Source organism: Methyloterricola oryzae, assembly GCF_000934725.1.
GTDB classification, from domain to species: domain Bacteria; phylum Pseudomonadota; class Gammaproteobacteria; order Methylococcales; family Methylococcaceae; genus Methyloterricola; species Methyloterricola oryzae.
The window spans coordinates 51,479-78,073 of sequence record NZ_JYNS01000014.1; the positions used below are offsets into that span (position 1 = coordinate 51,479).

Sequence of the window (26,595 nt, forward strand, 5' to 3'; positions counted from 1 at the left end):
GTAGCGTCAGTCGGCCTTCAGTTCCAGCTTGCTGGGCACATTGCCTTCCAGGCTGTCGTCGGTGGGGCCGGGCTTGCCGACCTGGGCCCGCGCCTTGTCCAGGCCGTTTTTCTTCAGCAGTTCATCCAGTATCTGCTGCCCACGCTGGGCGGCAAGACCTTCCAGTTCCGAAGGTGCCAAAGGCGCTTTCTCCACCAGGGTTTTGAACAGCTTCTCGTAGAAGTCCGGGGTGGCGCTGGGTTTGCCCGCCAGGCCTTGCAGCACTCCGACCCGGTCGGGTTTCTTGCCGGTGTCCTTGAGGTATTCGGCCTGCACCGCATCGCCGCCGCCGCGCTCGGACGCGAGCTTTTCCAAAGCGCGCTCGGTGCCGGGATCGGCAAAGGCCGGCTGGTCCGGTTCCTCGCCCAGGTGCAGTTCGATGTCCTGCTTCTCCGCCAGTGCCCGCCGAACCTCCAGCGAACGCAGGGCCTCGCCGTCCAGCTTGGGGCTGTAGCGGCCGCTGAGTGTCAGTTCCAGCTTCGGCCGTTGCTTGAGGAAGTCCGCGACCTTCTTCAGTTTCTCGCTTTCGCGCGGCAGCATCACGGCACGGCCGGGTTCAAACAGGACGGCGTCGAAGCTTTCCTCGGAATTGCCGAACATGGACGCCACGGCGTTGAAAGGGGCGGTGACGGCCTTGGTGATGAGGGTGACGAAGGCGTTCCAGACCACGGTGCCGTAGGAGAATTGGGGATCGCCCACGTCGCCGGTGATTGGCACCGACGCTTGGATCTTGCCGCTGCCGTCGGTGAGCAGGGCCACCGCCAGGTCCAGGGGCAGATTCAGCGCGGTAGGGCTTTCCACCTGCTCGCCCAGGGTAAAGTTATCCAGCAGGATATTGTTCTCACTGTCGAGCTTGCCGCCGTCGATCTTGTACTTGAGTTCCAGGTTCAGCTTGCCCGATTGAATGCGTCGCCCGGCGAAAGTGGCGCTGTAGGGTGACAGGGAATCCATGGCCACGTTGCGGAAGGCCACGTCGACGTGACTGAAGGCCTTGGGATCCATGGGCCGCAGCGACCCGTTGACGCTGGCTTCGCCGTACTGGTCGATGCGGCCGTCGAACTTGAGGGTGGCTTGGCCCGTAGGGTTCAGGGTGAGTCCGGAAATGGCGCCGTCAAAGTCGGTGATATGGGTGGCGAAGGGCAGCACCAGGCTTTCGTCGGCAAAATCGATCTCGGCGTCGTCGACGCGGATGCGTCCGACGGTGACCGGGAATGGCTTGTCCGCGGCCTTGGCCTTGCCGGCCTCGGGCTTTGCCGGCGCTTTCGTCGCGGGCTCCGGTTTCTGCGGCTTGAAGATCGCCGCAATGTTGGTGCTGTGGTCCTTGAAGATGTGGATGATGGCGTCCGGGCGGAGAATGCGCACCTCCTTCACCGCCAGCTTGTCCGGCGTCAGGCTGAAGTCGATGCCGCTGACCCCCAGGTTCTTCCAGCCCAGGAAGGTCTTGCGGTCCATGACCTGGATCAGTTTCAGGCTAGCCAGGTCGGCCTTGCCGGAGACCTTGACCTTGGGCATCGGCTCGGCTTGCTTGAAATCTACGGCCAACTCGGTGGAAAAGTCGGCGCTGTCCAGTTCCAGCGCGGCGTAGCGGCTGACCACCGTGCGCAAGGGTTTCAGGTCGAAGTGGTCGATCTTGAGCTTGGCCTGCGCCGCCTCGCCCGTGGGGGCGGCCGTGCCGACCACCTGCAGCTTGCCGCCTTCGCGCACGTCAAAGCCGGCTTGATAGTCCACCGGGGTCTTGCCGTCGTTGCTGATGTGCTTGGCGCTGAGCTGGAGATTGTCCAGGTTGTAGGCCAGTTCCGGCGTAAAACTGCGGTCGGCGAAGCCAAAGGCGAAGCCCTGCAAGGCAAATTCGCCCAGGCTGACGTTCCAGGGCTTGGCCTCGGAATCTGCCGGCTTGGGCGCGTCCGGTTCGGCGGGGGCGCTGCCGGCTTTGGCCTGAAAGATATCCACCGGGCGCAGGGTGCCGTCTGCATCGCGCGTAATGGCGGTCTTGCCGCCCTGCAGCAGCGCACGCTCGAAGGCCACGGTCTGGCTTTGCAGATCAATGCGTCCGCCCTCCACGCGGAACGCGTCCCAACTGAACAAGGGCGCACCCGCGCCCGGCTGAGACAAGGCCACCTGATTGACATGCACCCCCAGGCCGTCCACTTTGGCTTGCGGCGCGCCGGCCCCTGCCTCCACCTGTACTCCCAGTTCCAGGCCGAAGTCCTGCACCGCGACTGCAAAGTCGCCCTTGCGGCTGCGGTCCAGGTAGTCCAGGCCCAGTTCAGCGATCTCGAAGCGCTCCACGCTCAGCTTCCAGGGCGGAGCCGCTTCCGCAGGTGGCGCGCTGGCCGGGGGTGTCTTGGCGTTCGCCGCTGGCGCCTCGGCTTTCACCAGGGTCTGCCAGTTCACTTGCCCGCTTTCGTCCATGACCGCGTTGATGCGTCCCTTGCGTATCCGGAACACGGGTACGTTCACCGACTGGCTGGCGAGATCCACACTGACCTTCTCGAAGCCGATCTCGGCCAGGTCGAGCAGGGGACCTCCAGGCTCTGCGAGCTTGATGCCGGCGAGCTTGAAGGCGGCCTGTTCGATGCCCAGGTCGATCTTCTCCTTGTCCTGGCGGAAACGGTAGTGTGCGCTGAGGGCGATATCGCCGGCCGGCTCGCTCAGGTTCAAGCGCTCGCGGACGAATTTCCACAGGGTCGCCAGTTTCAGGGATTCGATCGCAAGTTCTCCCTGGGAGGCCAAGGGCACGACGGACACCTCGCCTTTCCAGGTCAGCTTGCCGCCATCGGGCAGGTTGGCGGCGATCGTGTAGTTGCCTTGCTGCTCCGGCAGGGTGGTGAAATCGTGAACCTCCAGTCCCAGGTGTTCGACGCTTTCCGTCAGGGGGGTGGCCTTGGTGAGGTCACGGAAGGTGAAAGCGGTTTCCGTCAGGGCAAAGTGCCGCACCAGCACCCGCGGCGGCGGTTCGTCCGAGGTCGGAGGTGGCGGTTCCTCCGACTTGGGCAGGCTGGCGGCCAGCTTGCTCACATTCAAGTCGCCGTCGCGGCTGCGCACCAGCGTCGCGGCGGCAGCTTCGAGGCGGAGATCCGCCACGGTGATGGCGCGCTCGCTGATGAAGCCGGAGGGATCGAAATCCAGGAACAGGCGCCCGAGAGTCAGTATGGGTTGACCATCGGCCTCGCGCAGGGCCAGGTCCTTGGTCTCGAAGGTAAAGGTGTATGGGTTGAAGCGCACCTCGCCGACCGCCGCCTGGCGCTGCAGCATGTCCGCCGCGAGCTTGGGAACGAAATGGCGGACCAGCGCGGGAAGCAGCAGAAATCCGATCAGGGTGTAGAGTAGCAGGCTGCCGACGACCGCCTGGAACCAGCGGTTTCGCGCGATGCGCAGGGCAGTGGCCTTGGGGCCGCTTTCCGCCGTCAGGGCGCTGTTCTGCCCGGTTGCTTCATTCTGCCGCCTGAGTCTGTCCAAGGTCTGGTTCAGAAGCTCTCGCGCCGCGGTGATGAGCCGGTTCATGAGGGTTTTCCCTTTCAGTAGTCCGTTCTACCGGCCCAGTATCCACCAAGGCGCTGTCCAGGGAAAGCCGCAACCCTGTCCGCGGCCCGTTTTCCAGGCGTTCGCCATGGCTTCGGGACCGGTCCGCGCGGTTGTCATAGCCCCGGGCGACACGGTAACATGCTGCTTTTGCAGAGGGCGGGAAAGATCGCATGATTCAAGGTAGCATGGTCGCGTTGGTGACGCCGATGATGGAGACAGGCGCACTGGACACTGCGAGTCTGCGCAAGCTGGTGGAATTCCACCTGGAGCAGGGGACCGATGCCATCGTGGCGGTGGGAACCACGGGCGAATCCGCGACCTTGGACGAAGGTGAGCATTGCGAAGTCATCCGACTGGTGGTGGAACAGGTGCGGGGCAGGGTCCCCGTGATCGCCGGCACCGGCGCCAATGCCACCAGCGAAGCCATCAATCTCACCCGCAAGGCCAAGGAGGCCGGCGCCGACGCTTGCCTTCTGGTCACGCCCTACTACAACAAGCCCACCCAGGAAGGGCTTTACCTGCACTATAAGGCCGTAGCCGAGGCGGTGGCCATTCCGCAGATCCTCTACAACGTGCCCGGTCGCACCGCCTGTGACCTGCTGCCCGAGACCGCCGCGCGCCTGTCGGAGGTCCCCAACATCATCGGCATCAAGGAAGCCACCGGCAACCTGGACCGCCTGGCCGAGATACTCAAGCTGGCCAAGCCCGGGTTTCTCCTGTATTCGGGCGATGACGCGACGGCTTGCGAATTCTGCCTGCGCGGCGGCAAGGGCGTGATCTCCGTGACCGCCAACGTCGCGCCAAAACTCATGCATGAGATGTGTTCCGCCGCCATCGCCGGCGAGCGCTCAGCGGCCGAAGCGATCGACGCGAAGCTGCAGGGCTTGCACAAGGAGCTGTTCATCGAGTCCAACCCGATCCCGGCGAAATGGGCGGTGCAGCAGATGGGGCTGATCGCTAGGGGTATCCGCCTGCCCCTGACCTGGCTTACGCCAGGTTGCGAGGCTCGGGTGCGGGCGGCCATGCAGCAGGCGGGGGCGCTATGAGCAGTGCGTCCGTGTTACGTGGCGCATTGCCGGTCATCGCCCTGGCTGGCGCCGTGAGCCTGGGTGGCTGCAGTTTTCTCGAAAGTCTGGTGCCGGACAAGCAGAAGGAATACCGCTACGGCAGCGAACTGCCTCCCCTGGAGGTGCCGCCTGACCTGACGTCTTCCACCCTGGAAGGTGCCAAGACCGCCACGGATGTGGATGCGGCTTACGATCGCGAGCGGGCCACGGCGGAATCCGGGTCCGAGCAGGCCTCGGAAACCTCTGAGTCCGGCGCCGAACAGGCTACGGAATCGTCGGAATCAGGCTCCGGTACCCGGGATCGCGAGACGTCTTCCGGCAAGGCCGCGCCCGCCGCCACACTGGCGCAAGGCTCGGATGACGTGCCGCTGATTGAGGTGGAGGAGCCCTTCGCCGAAACCTGGAACGACGTCAGCCGTTCCTTGGGACGCATGGAGGTGGAGATCAGCGACCAGAACCGTTCCGATGGCGTGTTCTATGTCTACTACGGCGGCGACACCAAGAAATATGTGGACCGCGGCATCTGGCAGGATTTCACCTCGCTGTTTTCCGGCGATGGCTCCAAGGCGCAGGAATTTCGCATCAAACTGGAAGGGCGCGAAAACGTCACCAACGTGTTCGTGCTCGACAAGGATGGCGAGGCGGTCAGTGACGGCGTCGGCCTGGACATGCTGAAGAAGCTGCAGGACACGCTGCAGAACCTGGATAAGCCCGAACCGGCGGAAAAGCAACTGCCCGAAGGTAGCAAGGACGAGTCCTGACAGGACTTCCGTAACCGGGCTGAACCCCTTCCGCTCCGGCGCCGTCGAGTTGCAATGGCAGGGTCGCGCTTTTTGGGCCACGATTTAACTTTTCCCCTCATCTCGTCCACACAGGGAATCCCATGATCCTGAAGATGTACGGCGGTTGTGCCCTGTCCCGGTTCCGGCAGGCCCGGCTGGAAGGTGCGCTGCGCGCCATTGAGCCGTCCGTCGAGGCAGCCGCTTCGGCCTACGTCTACTTCATCGAAACAGCGCGCGAACTGACGCTGGAACAGACGAGGGTGCTGGAACGCATCCTCCTGGATGACACCGAACGTTGCGATCAGCACCTGTTTTCCGGTGAGTATTTCCTGGTGGTGCCGCGCCTGGGCACCATCTCGCCCTGGTCCAGCAAGGCGACTGAAATCGCGCGGCGCTGCGGTCTGGAGGACGTGCTGCGCATCGAGCGCGGCATAGAATACGCCTTGCTGCCGGGCGAACTGGAGCTGCCCCAGTCGAAGCGCTGGCAGATGAAGCCGCTGCTGCACGACCGCATGACCCAGACCGTGCTGGGACGCAACCAGTTCGAGCAGATATTCCGCCACCAGGCGCCGGCCCCTCTCGGATACGTGCAGTTGATCGAGGAAGGCCGCTGGGCCTTGATCAAGGCCAACGGCCGCCTCGGATTGGCCCTGTCTGACGAGGAACTGGAATACCTGGACGAGAGCTTCACCCGCCTGGGACGCAATCCCACGGATGTGGAGCTGATGATGTTTGCCCAGGCCAACTCCGAACATTGCCGCCACAAGATTTTCAACGCCAGTTGGCGCATCGATGGGGTGGAGCAGGCGCAGAGCCTGTTCGCCATGATCCGCAACACCACGGAGCGCGCGCCCCAGGGCGTGCTCTCGGCCTACAAGGACAATGCCGCCGTGGTGGAAGGCTCCCTGGCCGATATGCTGTTGCGCGATCCCGCCAGTGGTGAATACAACTATGTGACCGAGCCGGCCCACCTTTTGATGAAGGTGGAGACCCATAACCATCCCACCGCCATATCGCCTCACCCAGGCGCCGCCACTGGCTCCGGCGGCGAAATCCGCGACGAGGCCGCCACCGGGCGGGGCTCCTGGACCAAGGCCGGGCTCACCGGCTTCTCCGTCTCCAGCCTGCGCATTCCGGGCTTTGTTCAGCCTTGGGAAGAAAACTACGGCAAGCCGGGACGCATGGCCTCGGCCTTACAAATCATGCTGGAGGGTCCCATCGGCGGGGCGGCCTTCAACAACGAATTCGGTCGGCCCAACCTGGCCGGCTACTTCCGCACCTTCGAGCAGCGCGACCCGATGGGGGAGAGCTACCGGGGCTACCACAAGCCCATCATGATCGCCGGGGGCATGGGCAATATCCGCCAGGCACATGTGCAGAAGCAGCCCATCACGCCGGGCGCTCCCATCGTCGTGCTCGGTGGTCCTTCCATGCTCATCGGCTTGGGCGGCGGCGCGGCATCGTCCCAGGCGTCCGGGGAGAGCGCGGAGGAACTGGATTTCGCCTCGGTGCAGCGCGAAAACCCGGAAATGCAGCGGCGCTGCCAGGAGGTCATCAGCCGCTGCGTCGCGCTGGGTGAGAACAATCCCATCCTGTCGGTGCATGACGTGGGCGCTGGGGGGGTGTCCAACGCATTGCCCGAAATCATCCACGACGCCGGCCGTGGCGGCGCCTTCGATCTGCGCGCGATTCCCAATGACGAGCCCGGCATGTCGCCCCTGCAGATCTGGTGCAACGAATCCCAGGAGCGCTTCGTGCTGGCGCTGAAGCCCGAGGCTTTGGCCCTGTTTCGCGAGATCTGCGAACGAGAGCGCTGCCCCTATGCCGTGGTCGGGCAGGCGACTGAGGAAGAGCACCTCATCGTCAACGATCCTCTGTACGGCAATCATCCCATCGACATCCCCATGTCGCTGCTGTTCGGCAAGCCGCCGCGCATGCAGCGCGATGTGGCGCGCGTGCCCGTAGACCTGCCCAAGCTGAACCTGCGCCAAGCCGAGATTGCCGAGGCGGCGGTGCGCGTGCTGGCCTTCCCGGCGGTGGCGGACAAGAGCTTCCTGATCCATATCGGCGACCGTTCGGTGGGCGGGCTGGTGGCGCGCGACCAGATGGTGGGCCCCTGGCAGACGCCGGTGGCGGATGTCGCCGTGACCTGCTCCGGGTTCCGCGCCTACACCGGCGAGGCCATGGCCATGGGCGAGCGCACACCGCTGGCGCTGATCGACGCGCCGGCCTCGGGCCGCATGGCCATCGGTGAAGCCCTCACCAACCTGGCTGCGGCCCGCATCGGGTCCCTGGGACAGGTGCGTCTGTCCGCCAACTGGATGGCAGCGGCTGGCGCGCCCGGCGAGGATGCCCGTCTGTTCGACACGGTGCGCGCGGTGGGCCTGGAACTGTGTCCTGCTTTGGGCATAGCCATTCCCGTGGGCAAGGACTCGCTGTCCATGAAGACCGTATGGCAGGAGGAGGGACAGGAACGCTCCATGACCTCGCCCTTGTCCCTGATCATCTCGGCTTTCGCGCCGGTGTTGGACGTGCGCCGTACCCTGACCCCGGAGCTGCGCCTGAAGCAAGGGCCGACGCGATTGCTGCTGGTCGACCTGGGCTGCGGTCGCAACCGGCTTGGCGGTTCGGCCCTGGCCCAGGTGTATGGGCAACTGGGCGATGCCTGCCCGGATGTGGACGCCCCAGACTTGCTCAAGGCCTTTTTTGCCACGCTGCAGGACCTCAATCAACAGGGCTTGCTCCTGGCCTACCATGACCGCTCCGATGGCGGCTTGTGGGCGGCGGTGTGCGAAATGGCATTCGCGGCCCATTGTGGCGTGGAGATCAGCCTGGATGGCCTAGGCGCCGATCCCTTCGAGGCCTTGTTCAATGAGGAACTGGGCGCCGTGCTGCAGGTGGCGGATGACCGGCTGGAGACCGTGCGGGCGGCATTCGCGGCTGCCGGGCTAGGGGGATGCCTGCATGTCATCGGCGCGCCCCGGGCGGATCAGCGTATTGCCGTGACCCGCCAAGGCGGGGTCTGGTATTCGGCTTACCGGGTGCACCTGCAGAGGGCGTGGTCCGAAACCAGCTTCCGCATGCAGGCCTTGCGTGACAATCCGGACTGCGCCCAGACCCAATTCGACGCCATTCAGGATGATGCCGACCCGGGTTTGCATGCCAAGCTGGGTTTCGATCCTGACGAGGATGTGGCAGCGCCCTGGATTACGGGCAAAGCGCGGCCCAAGCTGGCCGTGCTGCGCGAGCAGGGCGTCAATGGCCATGCGGAAATGGCGGCGGCCTTCGACCGCGCGGGTTTTGCCGCGGTCGACGTGCACATGAGCGACATCATGGAAGGCCGTGTCAGCCTGTCGGAATTCAAGGGGCTTGCCGCCTGCGGCGGATTCTCTTACGGCGACGTGCTGGGGGCCGGCGGCGGCTGGGCCAAATCCATCCTGTTCAATCTGCGCGCCCGCGCCGAGTTCGAGGCCTTCTTCCAACGCGGCGACACCTTCGGACTGGGTGTCTGCAACGGCTGCCAGATGATGGCGCACCTGCGTGGACTGATTCCCGGCGCTCAGCGCTGGCCGCGCTTTTTGCGCAATACCTCGGAGCAGTTCGAGGCCCGTTTCGCCATGGTCGAAGTGCTGGAATCGCCCTCCCTGTTCTTGGCTGGCATGGCCGGTTCGCGAATGCCCGTGGTGGTGTCTCATGGCGAGGGCCGCGCGCAGTTCGAATCCGACCCCAACAAGGCCCTGGAAAGCGGCCTGGTTGCGCTGCGCTACGTGGACCATTACGGGAATGAGACCGAGGTCTTCCCCTTCAATCCTAATGGCTCGCCCTTGGGCATTACTGGATTGACCACGCCGGATGGCCGTTTCACCATCATGATGCCCCATCCCGAGCGTTGCTTCCGTACGGTGCAGAATTCCTGGCACTCGGAGGACTGGGGCGAGGACGGCGCCTGGATGCGCATGTTCCGCAATGCCCGCGTCTGGGTGGGCTGAGTTCAGCGAGGCGGCGGCGGGTGGCTTGAAATCGGGTAGGTCGTCGCCATATCTGAGGCTGAACCAACCTGATCCCATGAGGAGACCGCCATGAGCACACGTCACGAACCCTGGAACCTGCTGAGCCAGCTGCAGCGCGAACTGGAGCGCTCCATGGAGATGGGCCGCCAGCAGCCGGAAAGCAGCGCCGTTACGGCCGAGTGGACGCCGGCAGTGGATATCAAGGAGGAAATCGACCGCTATGTGCTGCTGGCGGACCTACCCGGCGTCGACCCGGAGCGCATCGACATTACCATGGAGAATGGCATCCTGACCCTCAAGGGTGAGCGCGATACCGAGGCCAAGTCGCGCCGGGAAGGCTACAAGCGCATCGAGCGCGTTTTCGGCACCTTCTACCGCCGCTTCTCCCTGCCGGATACCGCCGACGCCGAAGGTATCGGCGCGCGCTGCCGCAATGGCGTGCTGGAGATCGTCATCCCGAAGAAGTCCTCGGTGCAGCCCAAGAAGATCGTGGTGAGCGGCGAAGGTTGAGAGCAGGCGCCGACCACCGCTGGGCCAAAAAAGAGGGGCGTATGCCCCTCTTTTCATAAGCCGGCTGGCGCCGTTCAGGCGAGCACCGGCCACACGAACTTCACGCCGATCAGCATCAGCACAGACGCCAGAGCCGGGCGCAGCACGTGTTCCGGCACCCGCGCGCTGAGATGACTGCCTACATAGATGCCGGGCAGTGAGCCCACCAGCAGGCTCCCCAGCAGAACGAAGTCCACATTGCCCATATGCAGATGACCCAGGCCGGCCACCGCCGTGAGCGGGATGGCGTGGGCCAGGTCGGTGCCGACGATGCGCACGGTGGGCAGTCGAGGATAGAGATAGAACAGGGCCACCGTGCCCAAGGCGCCGGCGCCGATGGAGGACAGGGTCACCAGGATCCCCAGCAGCACGCCAGTCAACACGGTCACCGGCGTCTGCCAGCGCTCGAAGCGTCCCACCGGTTGGTTATCGCCGTGCTGGCTTGGCTTCATCAGACGATTGCGGAAAATCAGGGCGATCGCGGTTAGAATCAGCGCCACGCCCAGGGCCACGGTGATGACCGACGTGATGGTTGCCTTGGGGATGTCGAAGTATTCCAGGCAGAAGATCACACCCAGGGCCGCGGGCAGGCTGCCATAGGCGAGACGCCTGACGATCTTCCAGTCCACGGATCCATGGGTGCCGTGGTGCACGGCGACACCGCCCGCCTTGGTGATGGATGCGAAGAGCAGATCGGTGCCCACCGCCGTGGTGGGGGCGAAGCCGAACAGGAACACCAGGAGGGGGGTCATCAGTGAGCCGCCGCCGACACCGGTGAGGCCGACCAGAAGGCCCACGGCGAGGCCCGAAACGATGTATGCGAGGTCCATAGATCCCTTCGTAGGGTAAAAGTGGAAGACGACGCAATGTTAACGTTTGCGCGTTCCGGAACGAAGAAATTAAAGCATTTATACATATTCCTAAATGGCATAAGCTCGCTGCAGCGCTCATGGGAGGGCAGGCGTGCGCCCGGTGTGACCGAGGCAGTGTCCGTTTGAGATCCTCGTCATTAGGGAATAATCAAAAAAAGAACATAACAACATAACAACAAGAAGGGGGGAGACATGCTGACAGTTCTGGAACTGGTGGCGGGGTTCGTTTTATTGGTCTGGGGGGCGGAAATCCTGGTGAGAGGAGCCTCTCGTCTGGCGGTTTCCGCGGGTGTGTCGCCGCTGGTGGTGGGACTCACGGTGGTGGCGTTTGGCACCAGTTGTCCCGAACTGGCGGTATCGACCAGCGCGGCCTTCGGTGGCGAAGCGGACATCGCCGTGGGCAATGTCATCGGCAGCAATATCTTCAATATCCTTTTCATCCTCGGGCTATCGGCCATGGTGGCGCCGCTGGTGGTGGCGCAGCAATTGATACGTCTGGACGTGCCCATCATGATCGGCATTTCCATTCTGCTTCCAATCCTCGGGCTGGATGGCAGGATAGGCCGTGGTGATGGCCTCTTGCTGTTCTCCATGCTGATCGTCTATACGGTTTTCCTTATCCGCCAGAGTCGTAAGGAGAGCGCGGAGGTGCAGGCGGAATACGATCAGGAGTACGGCGTTAGCGACAAGGAGCGCACGCCGGGCGCCATGAAGACCGATCTGGCTTATATTGCCGGCGGGGCCGTGATGCTGGTCCTGGGTTCGCGCTTGCTGGTGGATGGCGCAGTCAGCATCGCGCAGGCTTTGGGCGTCAGCGAACTGGTGATCGGGCTGACCGTGGTGGCCATTGGGACCTCGCTGCCGGAGGTGGCGACGTCGGTGGTGGCTAGCATCAAGGGAGAGCGCGACATCGCCGTGGGCAATGTCGTCGGCAGCAATATCTTCAATATCCTGGCGGTCATCGGCCTGACCGGGGTGGTGTCGCCGGACGGGGTGGCCGTTTCCATGGAGGCGCTGCGCTTCGATTTTCCGGTGATGATCATGGTGGCCCTGGCGGCGCTACCCATCTTCTTTACCGGCATGGTCATTCAGCGTTGGGAAGGCGTCCTGTTCGTGGCCTACTATCTTGCTTACCTGGCTCACCTGGTGCTGGCCGCCACCGGAAGTGGCGCCCTGCCCGGACTGGATGGGGTGGTGCTGTCCCTCATGTGGCCGCTGACCGCCCTGGCCGTTCTGATCTATCACCGGCCCGAGCCGGAAGTGCCCAAGGCCTAGCCCCGTGCCCGGAGGCTCCGAAGCGCTCCTGTATGCAGTGAAGCTGGCGGTGACCGCCCTGGTCATCGTCGGCGCCTCGGAGATCGCCAAGCGCTCGAGTTGGCTGGGGGCGCTGATCGTCGCGCTACCCCTGGTGTCGTTGTTGTCCATGACCTGGCTGTACGTGGACACGCGCGACTCCGCCCGGGTCGCCAGCTTCGCCCGCGACATCGTCGTGATGGTGCCGCCCTCCTTGCTGTTCTTCCTGCCCTTTCTGCTGGAACCGCGAACCCATTGGCCTTACTGGCTGAATTGTGGGCTGGGCTGCGGGCTCACCGCCTTGTGCTTGGTCCTGATTGGCCTGTGGCGCAACTTTTGACCGCGATAGCATAGAGCTGCGGTATCGCCCGTTCGATTTTCCTCCACTGGCGGTGCGGAAGGTTTAGAATTGTGCAATCAACTTTCGGGTCTGTCTTGAAATTCCTGCTGCGCCTTCTCCTGCTGTCCATCCTCATCGCCGGTTTCTGGTTCCTGTCCCAGGATTTTCAGCACCTGTTCGAACGTGACTGGATCGATGCCCATGTCCGCGGGCACGGCATCACCGGATTTGCCCTATTCCTCGCCTTTGGCGCCATGCTCACGGCTTGCGGGTTTTCGCGGCAGGCGGTGGGTTTCCTAGGCGGTTACGCGTTCGGTGCCTGGCTGGGACTGGCGTTGTCCTTGCTCGCATCCCTGGCCGGATGCGTGCTGACCTTCTATTTCGCGCGCTGGTTCGGCCGCTCCCTGGTCGACCGCTGGCTGCCGGGGAAACTTCGGCGCTTCGACCGGCTGGTTCAGGCCCACCCCTTCGGCACCACCCTGACCATCCGCCTGCTCCCGGTGGGGAGCAATCTGGTCACCAATCTGCTAGCCGGTGTTTCACGCATCCCTAGAACTGCGTTTTTCGCCGCCAGCCTGGTCGGTTATGTGCCCCAGACCCTGATCTTCACCCTGGCGGGCAGCGGACTCACCATCGGCTCGCGCTGGCAGTTGGCGGTTTCCCTCACGCTGTTAGCGGTCTCCGCGGCCATAGGAACCACCCTCTACCGCCGGGTCCGGGCGCAGTCCGATTACGCTGGCGACCTGCAGTTCTCCAGGAAGGGCGAAGCGTGAGCCTGCTCCGCACGGCGGCGGGGCCCGCCGGCCTTTTGCTGCTGATTGCCCTGGCGGCGCTGGTGTCGCGGCCCCTGATGCCCATCGACGAGACGCGCTACGTGGGTGTTGCCTGGGAGATGTGGCTCTCCGGCGATCACCTGGTGATGCTGAAAAACGGCGAACCTTACAGCCACAAGCCCCCCATGCTGTTCTGGCTCATCAATCTGGGCTGGAACCTGTTCGGCGTGAACGAAGCGTGGCCGCGCCTCGTTTCACTGCTGGCCTCATGGGGCGGCATGCTGCTGACCGCGGCCCTGGCGCGAAGGCTATGGCCGGGCGATGTCCGCAGCGAAGCCGCCGCGTTGTGGATCCTGGCATCCACGGGCCTTTGGATGTTGTCTTCGACCCTGGTGATGTTCGACGTGCCCCTGGCCGTTTGCGTGCTCACGGGGCTGCTGGGCATACTCAAGGCGTCTGACGGCGCCATGTTGCGCGGCTTCCTGCTGTTGGCGCTGGCCATAGGCCTGGGCGTACTGACCAAGGGCCCCGTGGTTCTGCTGCATCTGCTGCCGCCCGCCTTGCTGGCGCCCTGGTGGCGGCCCGGGCTGGCTTGGCGGCGCTGGTACGGGGGGCTGGGCCTGGCGGTGCTGGGCGGTGCATTGCTGGCCCTGGCCTGGGCGGTGCCGGCGGGCATCCGCGGCGGCGAAGCCTATCGCCATGCCATCTTCTGGGGACAGACCGCTAACCGCATGGTGAAGTCCTTTGCCCACCAGCGCCCGCTGTGGTGGTACTTGCCCTTGCTGCCGGCGTTGCTGTTCCCCTGGCTGCTGTCGCCGGCCTTGTGGCGGGCGGCGCTGGATCTGCGCCGGCAGTCCGGTTTCGATTCAGGACTCCGCTTCTGCCTGTGCTGGGCTTCCCCGGTGTTCGTGGCCTTTTCCTTCATCAGCGGCAAGCAGGTGCACTACCTGGTACCGCTGATGCCGGCCTTTGCCCTGGCGGCGGGACGGTTGACGGCGCGCATCGAACGGGCCAGCCTGGCGGTTCCAGCCGGCCTATTCGCCGTGGCTGGAGCCGCCATGAGCTTCTTTGCCCTGGCAGGCATGCCCGGCAAGCCGGGTGCCTGGGAAGCCGTTCCGCTTTGGCCCGGTCTGCTGGTGATGCTGCTGGCCGCCTTGGCGTTTTGGCAGGGCGGGCGACCCCAGCGCTGGATGCCGGCCCTGGCGGGGCTCAGCGCGGGCAGTTATTTGTTGCTGCACCTGTATATCGCCGACCACGCCTTTGCCCGCTTCACGGTGGAGCCGCTGGCGGCCGCCGTGCGGCACTGGCAGGAGCAGGGCGCCGCCGTGGCCAACCTGGGCCGTTATCACGACCAGTTCCAGTTTCCCGGTCGATTGCGCCAGCCAGTGACCGAGTTGACCGCGGCCAATGTCACGCCCTGGCTCACCCAGCACCCCGACGGCATCGTGGTGGCTTACCTGGACACCCGGCGCGACAAGATCGAACCCAGGGAATTCCTAGCCCGGCAACCCTTCCGTGGCAAGCAGGCCTATCTGATGACCGTCGATCAGGCCAGGGCCTCGGGAGTCCTGGGCAGCATTCCCGCCTCGAACCAGGACGAGGAATAGCCGCAAGGCGCGGGGCGCTCAGGCTGTCAGCAGCACCCGCACCGAATCCAGCCGCATCTGCGCCGCCTGCAAGTGGCCATGGGTTTCCATGGCCTGCTGCTTGCGCAGATCCAGTTCCTCGGGGCGCACATAGGGATTGACCTTGCGCAGGGCCGCCAGGCGCTTGAGTTCCGCAGTCGCCTCATCCAGCATGCGCTGCGTGCTTTCCGCGATCAGTCCAGGCAGGCGTTGCCGGGCCTTCGCTTCCGCCGCCTTGAGCATGCTCTCCAAGGGCTTGCGCTGGCCGCGCAGCATCGCCGCCAGTTCCTCGCGATCGATCACCTGGCGAATTTCCTCGAAGCTTTCCGGCGTAAGCGCGCTCAAATCCTGGCCCTCGGCGTCGCTGAGCAGGCGCATCAGGGTATGCGGCAGGTAGCGCGCCAGTCCCAGGTGTCTGGGCCCCGGGCATTCCACCAGGTAGATGGCTTCCAGCAGCAGTTGTCCCGGGTCCAGGTCCTCGTGGCGCACCAGGGCGAAGGCCGCGTTGCCGTGCTCGCTGTTCAGGATCAGGTCCATGCAGCCGCGCACCATGGGATGCTCCCAAGTCAGAAAGGCCATGTCCTCGCGGGCCAGGGCAATGCTCCGGTCCAGGGTCACGGTGATGCCGTCCTCGGGCAGCTCGGGAAAATGCGGAACCCGCATGTGGTCACCGGGCACAAGGATGTAGCAGTGCTCGGAATGTTCCTCTACGGTGACCCCATAGGCGTCGAAAACCTCCTCCAGGTACGGCCACAGGCTCTTGCCCTGCTCAGCGCGGCGGATGCGCGCCACCAGGCCTTCGGCTTCCTCGCGCCGGCATGAGTTCATCTCCAGCAGACGGTCGCGGCCTGCATGCAGGGTATCCAGAATGCGCTCGCGCAGTTGTCCAGCCGATTGCAGCAGCTGATCGAGCCGGGCTGGATCGGCGGCGCCGAGCAGGGCCTTCAGTTCCGCGCCCAGTTCGGCAAACACCGCCTGCCCGGCGGGGCAGGGGCGGCTGAAGGCTTCGAGCCCCCTGACATACCAGTGGAACAGGGTTTCCTGCGCGCTCCCCTGGAAATAGGGGATATGAATGCGGATGGTCTCGCGCTGGCCGATGCGGTCCAGGCGCCCGATGCGCTGTTCGAGCAGATCAGGGTTCAGGGGCAGGTCGAACAGCACCAGATGATGGGCGAACTGGAAATTGCGTCCCTCGCTGCCGATCTCCGAGCACACGAGCACCTGGGCGCCTTCCTCGGCATCGGCGAACCAGGCGGCGGCGCGGTCGCGCGCCACGATGGTCAAATCCTCGTGGAACACGGCGGCGCCGATCCCGGCGCGCACGCGCAGGGCTTCCTCCAGTTGGATGGCGGTGCGCGCCTTGGCACAGATCACCAGCACCTTGGCCGGTTTGAGTTCTTGCAGGGTCTCGATCAGCCAGCCGACGCGGGGGTCGAACTTCCACCAGGGGGCTTCCGTACCCGGCTGATGCGCGGTTTCCGGATGCAGCAGGCTGTCCAGGTCCGAAGCGGCGTCGACGCGGTATTCTTCCGGCCAGGGCAGGGCCCGGGGCAGGATCTCCCGCGGCGGGAAGCCCTTGACCGTGGCCCGCGTGTTGCGGAACAGGACGCGGCCGGTGCCATGGCGGTCCAGGATCAGGCGGATGAGTTCCCTGCGGGCGGCCTCGTCCTGAGCGTCCGCTTCGATGCGGGCCAGGAGTTCCTCGGCGCGGTCGTGGGTCAACAGGCCGGCGAGTGTTTCGACGGTGCCTGAGTCCAGCGGGGCGGCTGCCGCCAGGTGTTCGATCACGGCGGCCAGAGGCCGGTATTGCTCTTCTTCCGCCAGGAACTGGCCAAAATCATAGAAACGGTCAGGGTCGAGCAGGCGCAGGCGGGCGAAATGGCTTTCCTTGCCCAGTTGCTCTGGCGTTGCGGTCAGCAACAGCATGCCGGGCACGCGGCGGGCCAAGGATTCGACGAAGCGATAATCCTCGCCCGGGGTATCCGGCGACCACTGCAGATGGTGGGCCTCGTCCACCACGCACAGGTCCCATCCGGCGCCAAGCGCCTGGGCTTGGCGCTGCGACTCGCCGCGGAAGAACTCCAGGCTGCACAGCACCAACTGTTCGCTTTCGAAGGGGTTGTCGCCGCTCTCATCCTGCCAGCAGCGGGCGTCGTCGAACAGGCTGAATCGCAGGTTGAAGCGGCGGCGCATTTCCACCAGCCATTGGTGCAGGAGCGGCTCGGGCACCAGGATCAGAACCCGCGAGGCGCGCCCCGACAGCAGCTGGTGGTGCATGATCAGCCCGGCTTCGATGGTCTTGCCCAGGCCCACCTCGTCGGCGAGCAGCACCCGTGGCGAGAGGCGGGTGGCGACCTCATGGGCGATGTAGAGCTGGTGAGGGATCAGGCTGGTGCGCGCGCCCACCAGGCCCAGGACCGGCGAGCGCTGCAGATCGCCCAGCTTGCGTATGGTGCGGCTGCGCAGCTTGAACAGGGCGGAGGAGTCGATCTGACCGGTGAACAAGCGGTCCTGCGGTTTATTGAACTGCAGGAAGTGATTCAGCTCCATTTCTTCCAACAGGACGGTCTCACCCTGATCGTTCAGGGTCTGGTAGGTGATCAGTCCCTCGGATTCGATCACGTCCTCCACGGTCAGACCCTGCCCGTCGGCACTTTCCAGCCGCTCGCCGGGAGCAAACCGCACCCGCGTCAGGGGCGCGTTGTCGGCGGCGTAGGTGCGGCGTTCACTGCTGGCGATAAACAGGACGCTAACGCGGCCGGGCGCCGTTTCGATGACGGTACCCAAGCCCAGCTCGGGTTCGGTTTCGCTGATCCAACGTTGACCGGGGACGAAGAGAGGCAAATGCGAGACTCCAGACTTGGAAGGGAAAGGGCGGGAATTTTAGCAGACCACAGGAGCCTGCGCCTTCCTGGTGCAGGGCACGCTAAATCCTCCGCCAAGCGATTCCGTCAGGCACCGCGCCGCAAGGTTTCGAAGGCGCGCAGGGCGGCTTCGCGGCTCGCTTTGAGATCCACCAGCGGCGGCGGGTAGTCGCCGCATGCCGCACTCAACAGACCGGCGTCGGCTTCCCAGGGCCGGTGCACCAGGGCATCGGGCAATGCGGCCAGTTCCGGCACCCAGCGCCGGACATAGGCACCGGCTGGATCGAACTTGGCGCCCTGCAGCACCGGGTTGAAGACCCGGAAATAGGGCGCCGCATCCGCGCCGCAACCGGCGGTCCACTGCCAGCCCAGGGTGTTGTTGGCCAGATCGGCGTCCACGAGGGTGTCCCAGAACCAGCGCGCGCCGTGCCGCCAGTGGATGCGCAAGTTCTTGACCAAAAAGGAGGCCACCACCATGCGCACGCGATTGTGCATCCAGCCGGTGTGCCATAGCTCGCGCATGCCCGCGTCTACCAGGGGGATGCCGGTACGGCCATGCTGCCAGGCGGACAGAACGTCCGCCTCCGCTTCTGCCCAAGGAAAGTCCTGAAAGCGCTCGTCCAGTGGTTGATCCGGCGTGCTCGGAAAATGGAACAGCAGGTGGTGGGCAAATTCCCGCCACGCCAATTCGCGCACGTAGGCGTCGCTTCCTGATCCTGTTTCCTCGGGCAGGGTGCGCAGCGCCGCCACGATCTGGCGGGGGCCGATTTCTCCGAAATGCAGGTGAGGCGACAGGCGCGAGGTACCCGGTTCCGCTGGGAAATCCCGTTGCGCGGCATATTCACTGAGCGCACCGGATAGAAAACGCTCCAGGCAGTCGTGTGCGCCGGCCTCGCCCGGCCGCCAGGTCTCGCGGAGTCCTGTGTCCCAGGGAATTTTCGGAAGCAGGTTCAGCTCGCACAGTTCCAGGCTCGCGATGGAATCCGCGATGGGCGGAAGGGATGCCGGTGCGGGCAGCACGGGCAGGTCGAGTCCCAGTATCTTGAGGTTCTTCCAGAACGGGGTGAATACCTTGTAGGGCTCCCCCGAGCTGCGGCAGGCGCTCCAGGGCTCGTAGAGCAGGGCGCTATTGCAGGTTTCGACCCGCAATCCTTGTTCGCGCAAGGCCGCCTTGATGTTGCTGTCCAGGGCAATGCCCGCCGGCTCATAGCGGCGGTTCCAGAACACGGATGCGGCGCCAGTTTCCCCGGACAGGTCGGACAGGACTTGATGGGGTTCTCCGCTACGGACGATCAGGCGTGAGCCCAGTGCTCTGAGCGACTCATCCAGCGCGCGGAGGCTGTGATGCAACCACCAGCGGCTGGCGCTGCCCGCGGCCCAATCGCCTTCCCCCTGCGTGCTATGGATATAGAGGGGAATGACCAGCACACCGCTTTGCAAGGCGCGGATCAGGGCGGGATTTTCGGTCAGGCGCAGGTCGCGGCGAAACCAGTGGATGGCACAGGTCACGGGGTGCTCCGGTGGTGGCGGTCCACGGTTGGAACGCCCAAGCTTTCCAAGGTTCCGTCGAGGATTTCACGGTCACAAAAAAACCCGCCAAGCCTTCCGGCTCACGGGTTTCTGTTGTGTGTCGCTACGGCTTGATACCGTCATTTGGTACCGAGGGTCGGAGTCGAACCGACACTGGGTTTCCCCAACCAGATTTTGAGTCTGGCGCGTCTACCAGTTTCGCCACCCCGGCATTTGAGTGTGGATTATAGAGAACTTGGCCGCCGGGCGCCAGACTGCGCGACATGTTCGAATCTTGCTACCATCGCGCCATGCGAAAGAGCGACTTTCACTACGAACTGGACGAAAGCCTCATCGCGCAGCAGCCGCTGGCGGAGCGCGGTGCCAGCCGCCTGCTGCACCTGGACGGAGCGACGGGTGTCCGGAAAGACCGAATGTTCGTCGACCTGCCGGCACTGTTGCGGCCGGGGGATCTGCTGGTGTTCAACGATACCCGCGTCATCCCGGCGCGCCTGTTCGGCCACAAGGCCAGCGGCGGGCGGGTGGAACTGCTGGTGGAGCGCCTGCTGAATTCGACCCGGATGCTGGCGCACATCCGCGCCAGCAAGGCGCCCAAGCCGGGTACCGTCTTGCGCCTGGAGGGCGGGACGGAGTGCGTGGTCACGGGGCGGGAGGACGATCTGTTCCTGGTGGAGTTCGATGCTGCCGTCGGTCCGGTCGCCGAACTACTGTCCCGCATCGGCCACATGCCCCTTCCGCCTTATATCGCGCGCGGCGATGCCGTGGAGGACCGTGAACGCTACCAGACCGTATATGCCAGCCAGCCCGGCGCGGTGGCGGCGCCGACCGCGGGCCTGCACTTCGACCAGGCCATGCTGGCGCGCCTGGATGCCATGGGGGTCGCGAGCGCCCATCTGACCCTGCACGTGGGCAGCGGCACCTTCCAGCCCCTGCGCGTGGAGAATCTCGATGAGCACGTCATGCATGCCGAATACTGCGAGTTGGACGAGTCCCTGGTGGACTCCGTAGCCCGGACGCGTGACCGTGGCGGTCGGGTGGTGGCGGTGGGCACGACGGCGGTGCGCACCCTGGAGACGGCGGCGGCCTCCGGCACGCTCCGGCCCTTTCGGGGGGAGACGCGCTTGTTCATCCGGCCCGGATTCCGCTTCCATTGCGTGGATGCCCTGCTAACCAATTTTCATCTGCCCGAGTCCACCCTGCTGACCCTGGTGTGCGCTTTCGCCGGATACGAAACGGTGATGGCGGCCTACCGGCACGCCGTCGCCAGCCGCTATCGCTTCTTCAGTTATGGCGATGCCATGTTTCTCACCCGGAGGCCGGCTTGAGCGAGGAGAAGAAGAGATCAGGCCGCATGCGCCGCCAAAAGACCAGCGATGAATTGCGCCTGTTCAATCCAGGCCGCATCCTCATGCCGGTGCTGCTGGGTACCCTGATCGTCGGCTACGTGATGCGTCGGGAGTTCATCAAGCAGGGGCAGACGCCGCTGGAGGTGCTGGCCGCGATGAACTGGCACGGCGGCACCTTCCTGTGGCTGGGCCTGGCCGTGCTGATGCTGGGCTTGCGCGAGTTCGGCTACATCTGGCAATTGCGCAGCCTCACCGATGGCAATCTGCGCTGGCGGCACAGCCTGCAGGTGGTCCTGCTGTGGGATTTTTTCGCCGCGGTCTCGCCCTCCATGGTCGGCGGCGCCGCGGTGGCGCTGTTCATGCTGAGCAAGGAGGGGCTGAGCCTGGGACGGAGCACCGCCATCGTGTTCACCACGGTTTTTCTGGATCAGGTGTTCTACATCAGCATTCCTTTTCTGGTGAGCCTGATCATTCCGCAGAAGGACATCTTCGCGCCCCTGGAGTGGATTCCCTCCGACCTGTTGGGAGACAGCGTGCTGGCCTTGTTCTGGAGCGCCTGGGGCAGCATGGCGGCTTATGTGGTCTTGCTCGTCGGCGCCCTGTTCGTCGCGCCGACCTGGGTCAACTGGTGGCTGACCCGTTTGTTCACCCTGCCGTTCACGCACCGCTGGCGGGCGCGTGGCCTGCACATGGCGAACGAGTTGCTGATCGCGTCCAAGGACCTTCGCGGGCGGTCGACGCGCTGGTGGCTTAAGGTATGGGCGGCCACATCCCTGGCCTGGATCGGCCGCTACCTGGTCTTGAACTGCGTGCTGGCGGCCTTTACCGAAACGCCCTATGGCTTTTTCGACCAGGCGCTGATCGCCGGGCGCCAGGCCGTATTGTGGATCATCATGGTGGTTTCGCCCACGCCGGGCAGCGCCGGTCTGGCGGAGTTGGGATTCTCCTGGCTGTTCCGCGATCTGGTGCCCGCCGGCGCGGCCTTGTCCCTGGCCATTGTCTGGCGAACCATCGCCTATTACCCCTATCTGATCATCGGAGTGCCGGTGATGACCCACTGGATCAAGCGCGTTTTCGGCAGCGATCTGCGTGTGCGGAGCGCCGATGGCACCTGAGACGGCGGCCGGCTTCCAGTTGCATCCGCGTCTGGCCCAGGACTGCGTGGAACTGGCCCGGCTCCCGTTGTGCCGGCTGTTGCTGATGAACGAGCGGCGCTATCCCTGGCTGATCCTCGTGCCGCAGCGTCCAGGCGTGACCGAAATCTTCCATCTGCCGGAGGCGGAGCAGCAGCAGTTGCTGCGGGAATCCTCGTCCTTGGCGCGTCCGCTGATGGCGGAGTTCGCCGCGGACAAGCTCAACATCGCGGCCATCGGCAATCTGGTGCCGCAGTTGCACCTGCATCACGTGCTGCGTTACTGCGACGACCCCGCCTGGCCCGGGCCCGTGTGGGGACGGTTTACGCCGGAGCCCTATGCGGCGAGCGAACTGCCGCAGATGCAGGGGCGGCTGCGCCGGGTCTTGTCCTCTCTGGAGTGCGCATGGACTGCCGGGTAGGCTGCGGCGCCTGTTGTATCGCCATTTCCATCTCGAGCCCCATTCCCGGCATGCCGCAGGGCAAGCCGGCGGGCGTGCGCTGCGTGCAACTGACCGAGGATTTGCGCTGCCGCATCTTCCGTGATCCCGCGCGTCCCAAGGTGTGCGCGGGCTTCCGCGCGGCGGAGGATACCTGCGGCCAGTCGCAGGCGGAGGCGCTGGCCTACTTGGGATGGCTGGAGGAGGCCACGGGGAACTGATGGCGCCATCAGGCGCCAGGCTGCTGCTCCAGCCGCGTGCGTCCACACCAGTCGCGGGCGAACTGGGCCGCCACGCGCCCGCTGCGCGACCCGCGTTCGAGAGCGAAGCGCAGGGCCAGCAGGCGCACCGGTTCGAAGTCGTCGGGCAGGCTGCCCAGTTGCTCCAGCCAGTAGCGGACGATCTCCAGGTATTGATCCTGGGTGAAGGGGTGGAAGGATAGCCAGAGGCCGAAGCGTTCGGAGAGGGAGACCTTTTCCTCCACCGCCTCGCCGTGGTGGATTTCCCCGTCCAGATGCCGCGCCTGCTGGTTTTCCTGCAGGAATTCAGGCAGCAGGTGGCGGCGGTTGGAGGTGGCGTACACCAGCACGTTGGGACTGAGCCCTGCCAGCGAGCCTTCCAGCACCGCCTTGAGGTTCTTGTAGCTGCCATCGTCGGCTTCGAAGGAAAGGTCGTCGCAGTACAGCACGAATTTTTCCGGCCTTCCGTCCAGGCAGTCGAGAATATCCGGCAACTCCACGAGGTGCTGGCGCTCCACCTCGATCAAACGCAGTCCCTGGGCTTGATACTGGTGCAACAGCGCCTTGATCAGGGAAGACTTGCCGGTGCCGCGCGAGCCCCAGAGGAGTACGTTGTTGGCGGGATAGCCGGCGAGAAACTGGCGGGTGTTGCGGTCGATGGCTTCTTTCTGGCGGTCCAGGCAGCGGATGTCCTCCAGCCGCAAGGTCAAGGGGCGGGCGATGCGCCTCAGGCGCTCGGGCTTCGCGGAGCCGCACCAGCGGAAAGCCGAAGCCGTGTCCCAGTCGGGGGACCTGGGTGCGGGCGGGAGCAGCGCTTCCAGACGCTCCAGAAGGGTTTCGACGCGGTGCAGGATGGGATTCAGGGTGTCGTTCATGGCGGTCAAAAAAACGGACAGCCAGGGCTGTCCGTTTCGTTTCGTGGCGGGCGCGGATTACTTGGATGTGCCGCCAGCCATCTTGATGTGTTCCACGGCCATCTTGGCGTGCTCCGTGGCTCCCTTGGCGTCGCCGGCCTTGCCGGCTTCTATGGCGGCCTTCAGATGGGTGATGGCCTCCGCCATGTGCGGGTTGGCCTCGGCCTTCTGGGCGGCCTCGGCGTGGGTCAGGGCCGCCTCGGCGTGCTCCACCAGGATGGGCGCGTGGCCCATCTCGCCGTGGGTCACGGCGGCGGTGGCATGTTCCAGGGTGGCGTTGGTGTGCTCGGTTTCAGCCATTGCGAGAGTAGCGGAGAACAGCAATGCAGCGGCAAGCGCAATCAATGACTTCTTCATGGCATGACCTCTCGATTGTCGTTATAGATATTGTCGGCCCGACGGAACATCGAGCCGAGCTTGAGTATTTTGGCCGAGGGCGGGAATGTCAATAGCGCAAAAGGTCCACCCGGCGCAGAATCCGGCCGTGGCAGGCAAAATCGCCTCGGCAGATTACTTGACTTTGACTGCGCTTGACCTTAGAAATTCCATACCCCCGGTCCGGAGTCCGACCCGCCCTTGAACGATATTCCCCTAGGCGTCCTCATCGCCTGCCTGGTGCTGTTGCTGCTGTTTTCGGCCTTCTTTTCCGGGGCAGAAACCGCTCTGATGACACTGAACCGCTACAAGCTGATGCATCTGGTCAAAGCCAGGCATCCCGGCGCCATGCGGGCCCAGACCCTGCTGAAACGGCCAGATCGCCTCATCGGCTTCATTTTGTTGGGCAACAGCTTCGCCAACATCATGGCCTCGTCCCTGACGACGGTCATTTCGCTGCGGGTGGTGGGGGAGGCGGGCATCGCCATCGCGGCTGGGGTGTTGACCCTGATAATCCTGATTTTTTCCGAGGTGGCGCCCAAGACCCTGGCCGCCCTGTATCCCGACAAGCTGGCGTTTCGCGCGTCCTGGGTCATCCTGCCTTTGATGCGCTTGTTCTACCCGGTGGTCTGGGTGGTGAACACCATTGCCATCATCCTGCTGAGGCTGCTGGGCTTTAAAACCGATCACCAGGCCCACGGCGCCCTGAACAAGGAGGAATTGCGGACGGTGGTGGCCGAGGCCAGCGCCATGATCCCCGAACGCTACCAGAACATGCTGCTGAGCGTGCTGGATCTGGAGTCCGCGACGGCCGAGGACATCATGATCCCGCGCAACGAAATCGTCGGCATCGATTTGGAGGATTCACTGGAGGACATTGTCGAGCAGGTCCGCAACAGCGTGCACACCCGTCTGCCGGTCTACCGCAGGAGCATCGACAAGGTGTTCGGACTACTGCACCTGCGCAAGATCCTCATCGCCATGAGCCGCGGCGATTTCAGCAAGGAGACCCTGGTCAAGAACCTAGACCGCATCTATTTCATTCCCGAAAACATGCCCCTGCACCGGTTGCTGCTCAACTTCAAGCAGGAGCAGCTGCGCTTCGGCCTGATCATCGACGAGTACGGGGACGTGCTGGGCCTGGTCACCCTGGAGGACCTGCTGCAGGAGATCGTCGGCGAGTTCACCACCACGACCCTGGACGTGAAACAGGAAAAGGACGGCTGTTACCTGGTGGACGCCAGCATCACCTTGCGCGAGCTGAACCGCATCACCGGCTGGGCTTTGCCCACGGAAGGCCCCAAGACCCTCAATGGCCTCATCATCGAGTACCTGGAAACGATCCCGGAACCCGGCACCAGCCTGCAATTGTTCGAACATCGGCTGGAGATCACCCGCACCGAGGGCAATGTGATCCGCCAGTGCCGTTTCTATCCCCAAGCCCTGGCCTGAGCCCGGCGGGCCGCGCTCGCCCTGGCCTGAGCTTTGCGTCTATACTTCGCGCAACGTACGCATGCACGGCTGATCGGCGATGGCCCGTCTCATCTTGACCTTTAAGGACAGAACACTGCAGGAGCTGCCTATCGAGGCGGAAGAGATCAACATCGGCCGCGATCCGGGCAATGCGCTGCACATCGACAGCCTGGCGGTGGCGCCGCGCCACGCGGTGGTGCGCATGAAGGACAATGGCTTGCGCCTGTTCGCAGTGGATGCAGCGCACCCGGTGCTGGTAAACGGCCAGAAGGTTTCCGAGCACGCCCTGGCGGACCGCGACCGCATCACCGTGGGCAAGCACGAAATCATCTTTCGCGATGAGGATGCGCAGTTCGGATCGGGCCAGCAGGGCTTCAAACCTCTTACGCATGCCCCCGAGGCCAGTCTTCAGGTGCTCAGGGGCAAGAGCATAGGCCTGATGATTCCCTTGCGCGGCGGAATGACGCGGCTCGGCAAGGACGAATCGGGCTCGGCCGTCATCGCCAAGCGCAAGGATGGGTACTTTTTATCGGCGCTGTCCGCCACCCAGTCGGTACAGATCAATGGGAGCGCGGTGGGTGAGGAGACGGTACGTCTCAGCAGCGGCGACAAGCTCCGTATCGGCGAGAATCTGTTCCAGTTCTTCTGTGAGTAGGCGGACGCGGCCTATTCGTCGAAACGAAATCCCATCCCCAGGCTCAGCGTCAGGCAATCCTGCGCCCGCCCCCGGTTGGCAGCGATCTCGATAAGCCCCATGGAATTGCAGTACCAGAACGCCTGACCTTCCGGCACATCGCAGAAGGTGCCGGCCTGCTGCAGGCGCCTGCCATTTATCAACAGGGTCTTGCCTTCCCAATCGTAACCGTAGCGGCAGCCGGTTACCGCGTTGCCGTAATGATCGAAATAGATGATGGCGGCGATGTCGGCGGGCCAGGCCGCGAGGTCGGGACCTTTGGTCAGTCCGGTGGTCCAGGCAAAGTCGCGCCGGGCGATGCGGGCCGCCACAGGAGCGAACAGGTCCCGGCCGTGAAAGCTGTTGGACAGGTTTTCCGGACGCCACTCGATCTGCCGCCAGCGGACCTCACCGGCCTGCACGGCCACTGAGTTGAGCAGGCCGTTGTCCGGGCCCACGAACCAGCGATCGTCGGCTTCCAGCACCACGGGGAGGCGCTGGCCGCCCACGCCGGGGTCCACCACGCAGAGGAAAATCGAACCGCGCGGGAAGCTTCGCGCCAAGGCCGCCAGCAGATAGGCACCCAACCGTGGCTCGGTGGACGGCGCGTTGCTGACCAGGTTGATGACCCGATGCTCGGGGCAGATTTGATGGATGGCCGCCTCGACCTGTCCCACGTAAGGGCCTTCCGCCCCGAAATCCGTGAATAGCAGGATCATCGGCGTCCGCTCCCG

The 26,595-nt window shown here is 64.5% G+C and carries 21 protein-coding genes and 1 tRNA gene; 14 read left to right on the forward strand and 8 right to left on the reverse strand.

The genetic code is table 11. The features are described from left to right. Window positions 1-6: 6 nt before the first annotated feature. The gene (locus EK23_RS16365) at window positions 7-3,543 is read right to left on the reverse strand and encodes a DUF748 domain-containing protein (protein ID WP_045226467.1); all 3,537 of its coding nucleotides are present in this window, start codon (window positions 3,541-3,543) and stop codon (window positions 7-9) included. A 191-nt stretch (window positions 3,544-3,734) separates the two neighbouring features. Between EK23_RS16365 and dapA the strand changes: the two genes are divergently transcribed. The 4 genes from dapA to EK23_RS16385 all read left to right on the forward strand — a co-directional run bounded on the left by dapA (window position 3,735) and on the right by EK23_RS16385 (window position 9,933). Next, the gene (gene dapA / locus EK23_RS16370; protein WP_045226468.1) at window positions 3,735-4,610 is read left to right on the forward strand and encodes a 4-hydroxy-tetrahydrodipicolinate synthase; all 876 of its coding nucleotides are present in this window, start codon (window positions 3,735-3,737) and stop codon (window positions 4,608-4,610) included. Further along, window positions 4,607-5,392, forward strand: coding sequence for an NlpB/DapX family lipoprotein (bamC, locus tag EK23_RS16375; RefSeq protein WP_082054272.1), 786 nt, complete (start codon window positions 4,607-4,609; stop codon window positions 5,390-5,392). Before dapA ends, bamC begins: the two co-directional genes overlap by 4 nt. 122 nt (window positions 5,393-5,514) lie before the next feature. Beyond that, the gene (gene purL, locus EK23_RS16380) at window positions 5,515-9,402 is read left to right on the forward strand and encodes a phosphoribosylformylglycinamidine synthase (protein WP_045226469.1); all 3,888 of its coding nucleotides are present in this window, start codon (window positions 5,515-5,517) and stop codon (window positions 9,400-9,402) included. Window positions 9,403-9,492: 90 nt separating this feature from the next. After that, a complete protein-coding gene (locus tag EK23_RS16385; RefSeq protein ID WP_045226470.1) occupies window positions 9,493-9,933 on the forward strand; it encodes an Hsp20/alpha crystallin family protein in 441 nt (146 codons plus the stop codon). A gap of 74 nt (window positions 9,934-10,007) precedes the next feature. Here EK23_RS16385 and EK23_RS16390 read toward each other — a convergent pair whose 3' ends face one another. After that, entirely contained in the window at window positions 10,008-10,802 is a 795-nt protein-coding gene (locus EK23_RS16390; protein WP_045226471.1) for a sulfite exporter TauE/SafE family protein, read from the reverse strand. Between the two features lie 234 nt (window positions 10,803-11,036). On the opposite strand from EK23_RS16390, the gene EK23_RS16395 reads away from it, so the two are divergent. From EK23_RS16395 to EK23_RS16410, 4 genes are all read left to right on the forward strand, one after another. Next, window positions 11,037-12,119: a calcium/sodium antiporter gene (locus EK23_RS16395; protein ID WP_045226472.1), complete on the forward strand. Its 1,083-nt coding sequence runs from the start codon at window positions 11,037-11,039 to the stop codon at window positions 12,117-12,119. A gap of 4 nt (window positions 12,120-12,123) precedes the next feature. Then, window positions 12,124-12,477: a DUF3147 family protein gene (locus tag EK23_RS16400; RefSeq protein WP_045226473.1), complete on the forward strand. Its 354-nt coding sequence runs from the start codon at window positions 12,124-12,126 to the stop codon at window positions 12,475-12,477. Window positions 12,478-12,572: 95 nt separating this feature from the next. Continuing rightward, window positions 12,573-13,250, forward strand: a complete 678-nt coding sequence (locus EK23_RS16405) for a TVP38/TMEM64 family protein (protein ID WP_082054273.1) — start codon at window positions 12,573-12,575, stop codon at window positions 13,248-13,250. Further along, a complete protein-coding gene (locus EK23_RS16410) occupies window positions 13,247-14,857 on the forward strand; it encodes an ArnT family glycosyltransferase (protein ID WP_052808269.1) in 1,611 nt (536 codons plus the stop codon). Before EK23_RS16405 ends, EK23_RS16410 begins: the two co-directional genes overlap by 4 nt. 18 nt (window positions 14,858-14,875) lie before the next feature. On the opposite strand, the gene rapA is transcribed toward EK23_RS16410, so the two are convergent. The 3 genes from rapA to EK23_RS16425 form a co-directional block, all read right to left on the reverse strand. Beyond that, window positions 14,876-17,719 (reverse strand): RNA polymerase-associated protein RapA, encoded by a 2,844-nt coding sequence (gene rapA, locus EK23_RS16415; RefSeq protein WP_045226475.1) that lies wholly within the window; start codon window positions 17,717-17,719, stop codon window positions 14,876-14,878. Between the two features lie 107 nt (window positions 17,720-17,826). Then, the gene (locus EK23_RS16420; RefSeq protein WP_045226476.1) at window positions 17,827-19,248 is read right to left on the reverse strand and encodes a cryptochrome/photolyase family protein; all 1,422 of its coding nucleotides are present in this window, start codon (window positions 19,246-19,248) and stop codon (window positions 17,827-17,829) included. A 145-nt stretch (window positions 19,249-19,393) separates the two neighbouring features. Continuing rightward, window positions 19,394-19,480 (reverse strand) — tRNA-Leu (locus EK23_RS16425). Window positions 19,481-19,559: 79 nt separating this feature from the next. On the opposite strand from EK23_RS16425, the gene queA reads away from it, so the two are divergent. The 4 genes from queA to EK23_RS23145 are packed head-to-tail and all read left to right on the forward strand — an operon-like array spanning window position 19,560 to window position 22,408. Continuing rightward, complete coding sequence (gene queA, locus EK23_RS16430) at window positions 19,560-20,594, forward strand: tRNA preQ1(34) S-adenosylmethionine ribosyltransferase-isomerase QueA (protein WP_045226524.1); 1,035 nt, start codon at window positions 19,560-19,562, stop codon at window positions 20,592-20,594. Further along, window positions 20,591-21,730 carry a lysylphosphatidylglycerol synthase transmembrane domain-containing protein gene (locus EK23_RS16435; RefSeq protein WP_145998709.1) on the forward strand — a complete coding sequence of 380 codons (1,140 nt, stop codon included), beginning with the start codon at window positions 20,591-20,593 and terminating at the stop codon, window positions 21,728-21,730. The genes queA and EK23_RS16435 overlap by 4 nt, the downstream gene beginning before the upstream one ends. After that, a complete protein-coding gene (locus EK23_RS16440) occupies window positions 21,720-22,169 on the forward strand; it encodes an HIT domain-containing protein (RefSeq protein ID WP_045226478.1) in 450 nt (149 codons plus the stop codon). The genes EK23_RS16435 and EK23_RS16440 overlap by 11 nt, the downstream gene beginning before the upstream one ends. Continuing rightward, window positions 22,154-22,408, forward strand: a complete 255-nt coding sequence (locus tag EK23_RS23145; protein WP_045226479.1) for a YkgJ family cysteine cluster protein — start codon at window positions 22,154-22,156, stop codon at window positions 22,406-22,408. The genes EK23_RS16440 and EK23_RS23145 overlap by 16 nt, the downstream gene beginning before the upstream one ends. Before the next feature lie 8 nt (window positions 22,409-22,416). Here EK23_RS23145 and EK23_RS16450 read toward each other — a convergent pair whose 3' ends face one another. Next, entirely contained in the window at window positions 22,417-23,301 is an 885-nt protein-coding gene (locus EK23_RS16450; RefSeq protein WP_045226525.1) for an ATP-binding protein, read from the reverse strand. Between the two features lie 57 nt (window positions 23,302-23,358). Next, window positions 23,359-23,697, reverse strand: coding sequence for a small metal-binding protein SmbP (gene smbP, locus EK23_RS16455; protein WP_045226480.1), 339 nt, complete (start codon window positions 23,695-23,697; stop codon window positions 23,359-23,361). Between the two features lie 219 nt (window positions 23,698-23,916). On the opposite strand from smbP, the gene EK23_RS16460 reads away from it, so the two are divergent. Next, window positions 23,917-25,167, forward strand: a complete 1,251-nt coding sequence (locus tag EK23_RS16460; RefSeq protein WP_045226481.1) for an HlyC/CorC family transporter — start codon at window positions 23,917-23,919, stop codon at window positions 25,165-25,167. A 79-nt stretch (window positions 25,168-25,246) separates the two neighbouring features. Then, window positions 25,247-25,843, forward strand: a complete 597-nt coding sequence (locus EK23_RS16465) for an FHA domain-containing protein (protein ID WP_045226482.1) — start codon at window positions 25,247-25,249, stop codon at window positions 25,841-25,843. A gap of 11 nt (window positions 25,844-25,854) precedes the next feature. On the opposite strand, the gene EK23_RS16470 is transcribed toward EK23_RS16465, so the two are convergent. Continuing rightward, window positions 25,855-26,580, reverse strand: coding sequence for an SAM hydrolase/SAM-dependent halogenase family protein (locus EK23_RS16470; RefSeq protein ID WP_045226483.1), 726 nt, complete (start codon window positions 26,578-26,580; stop codon window positions 25,855-25,857). Window positions 26,581-26,595 lie beyond the last annotated feature (15 nt).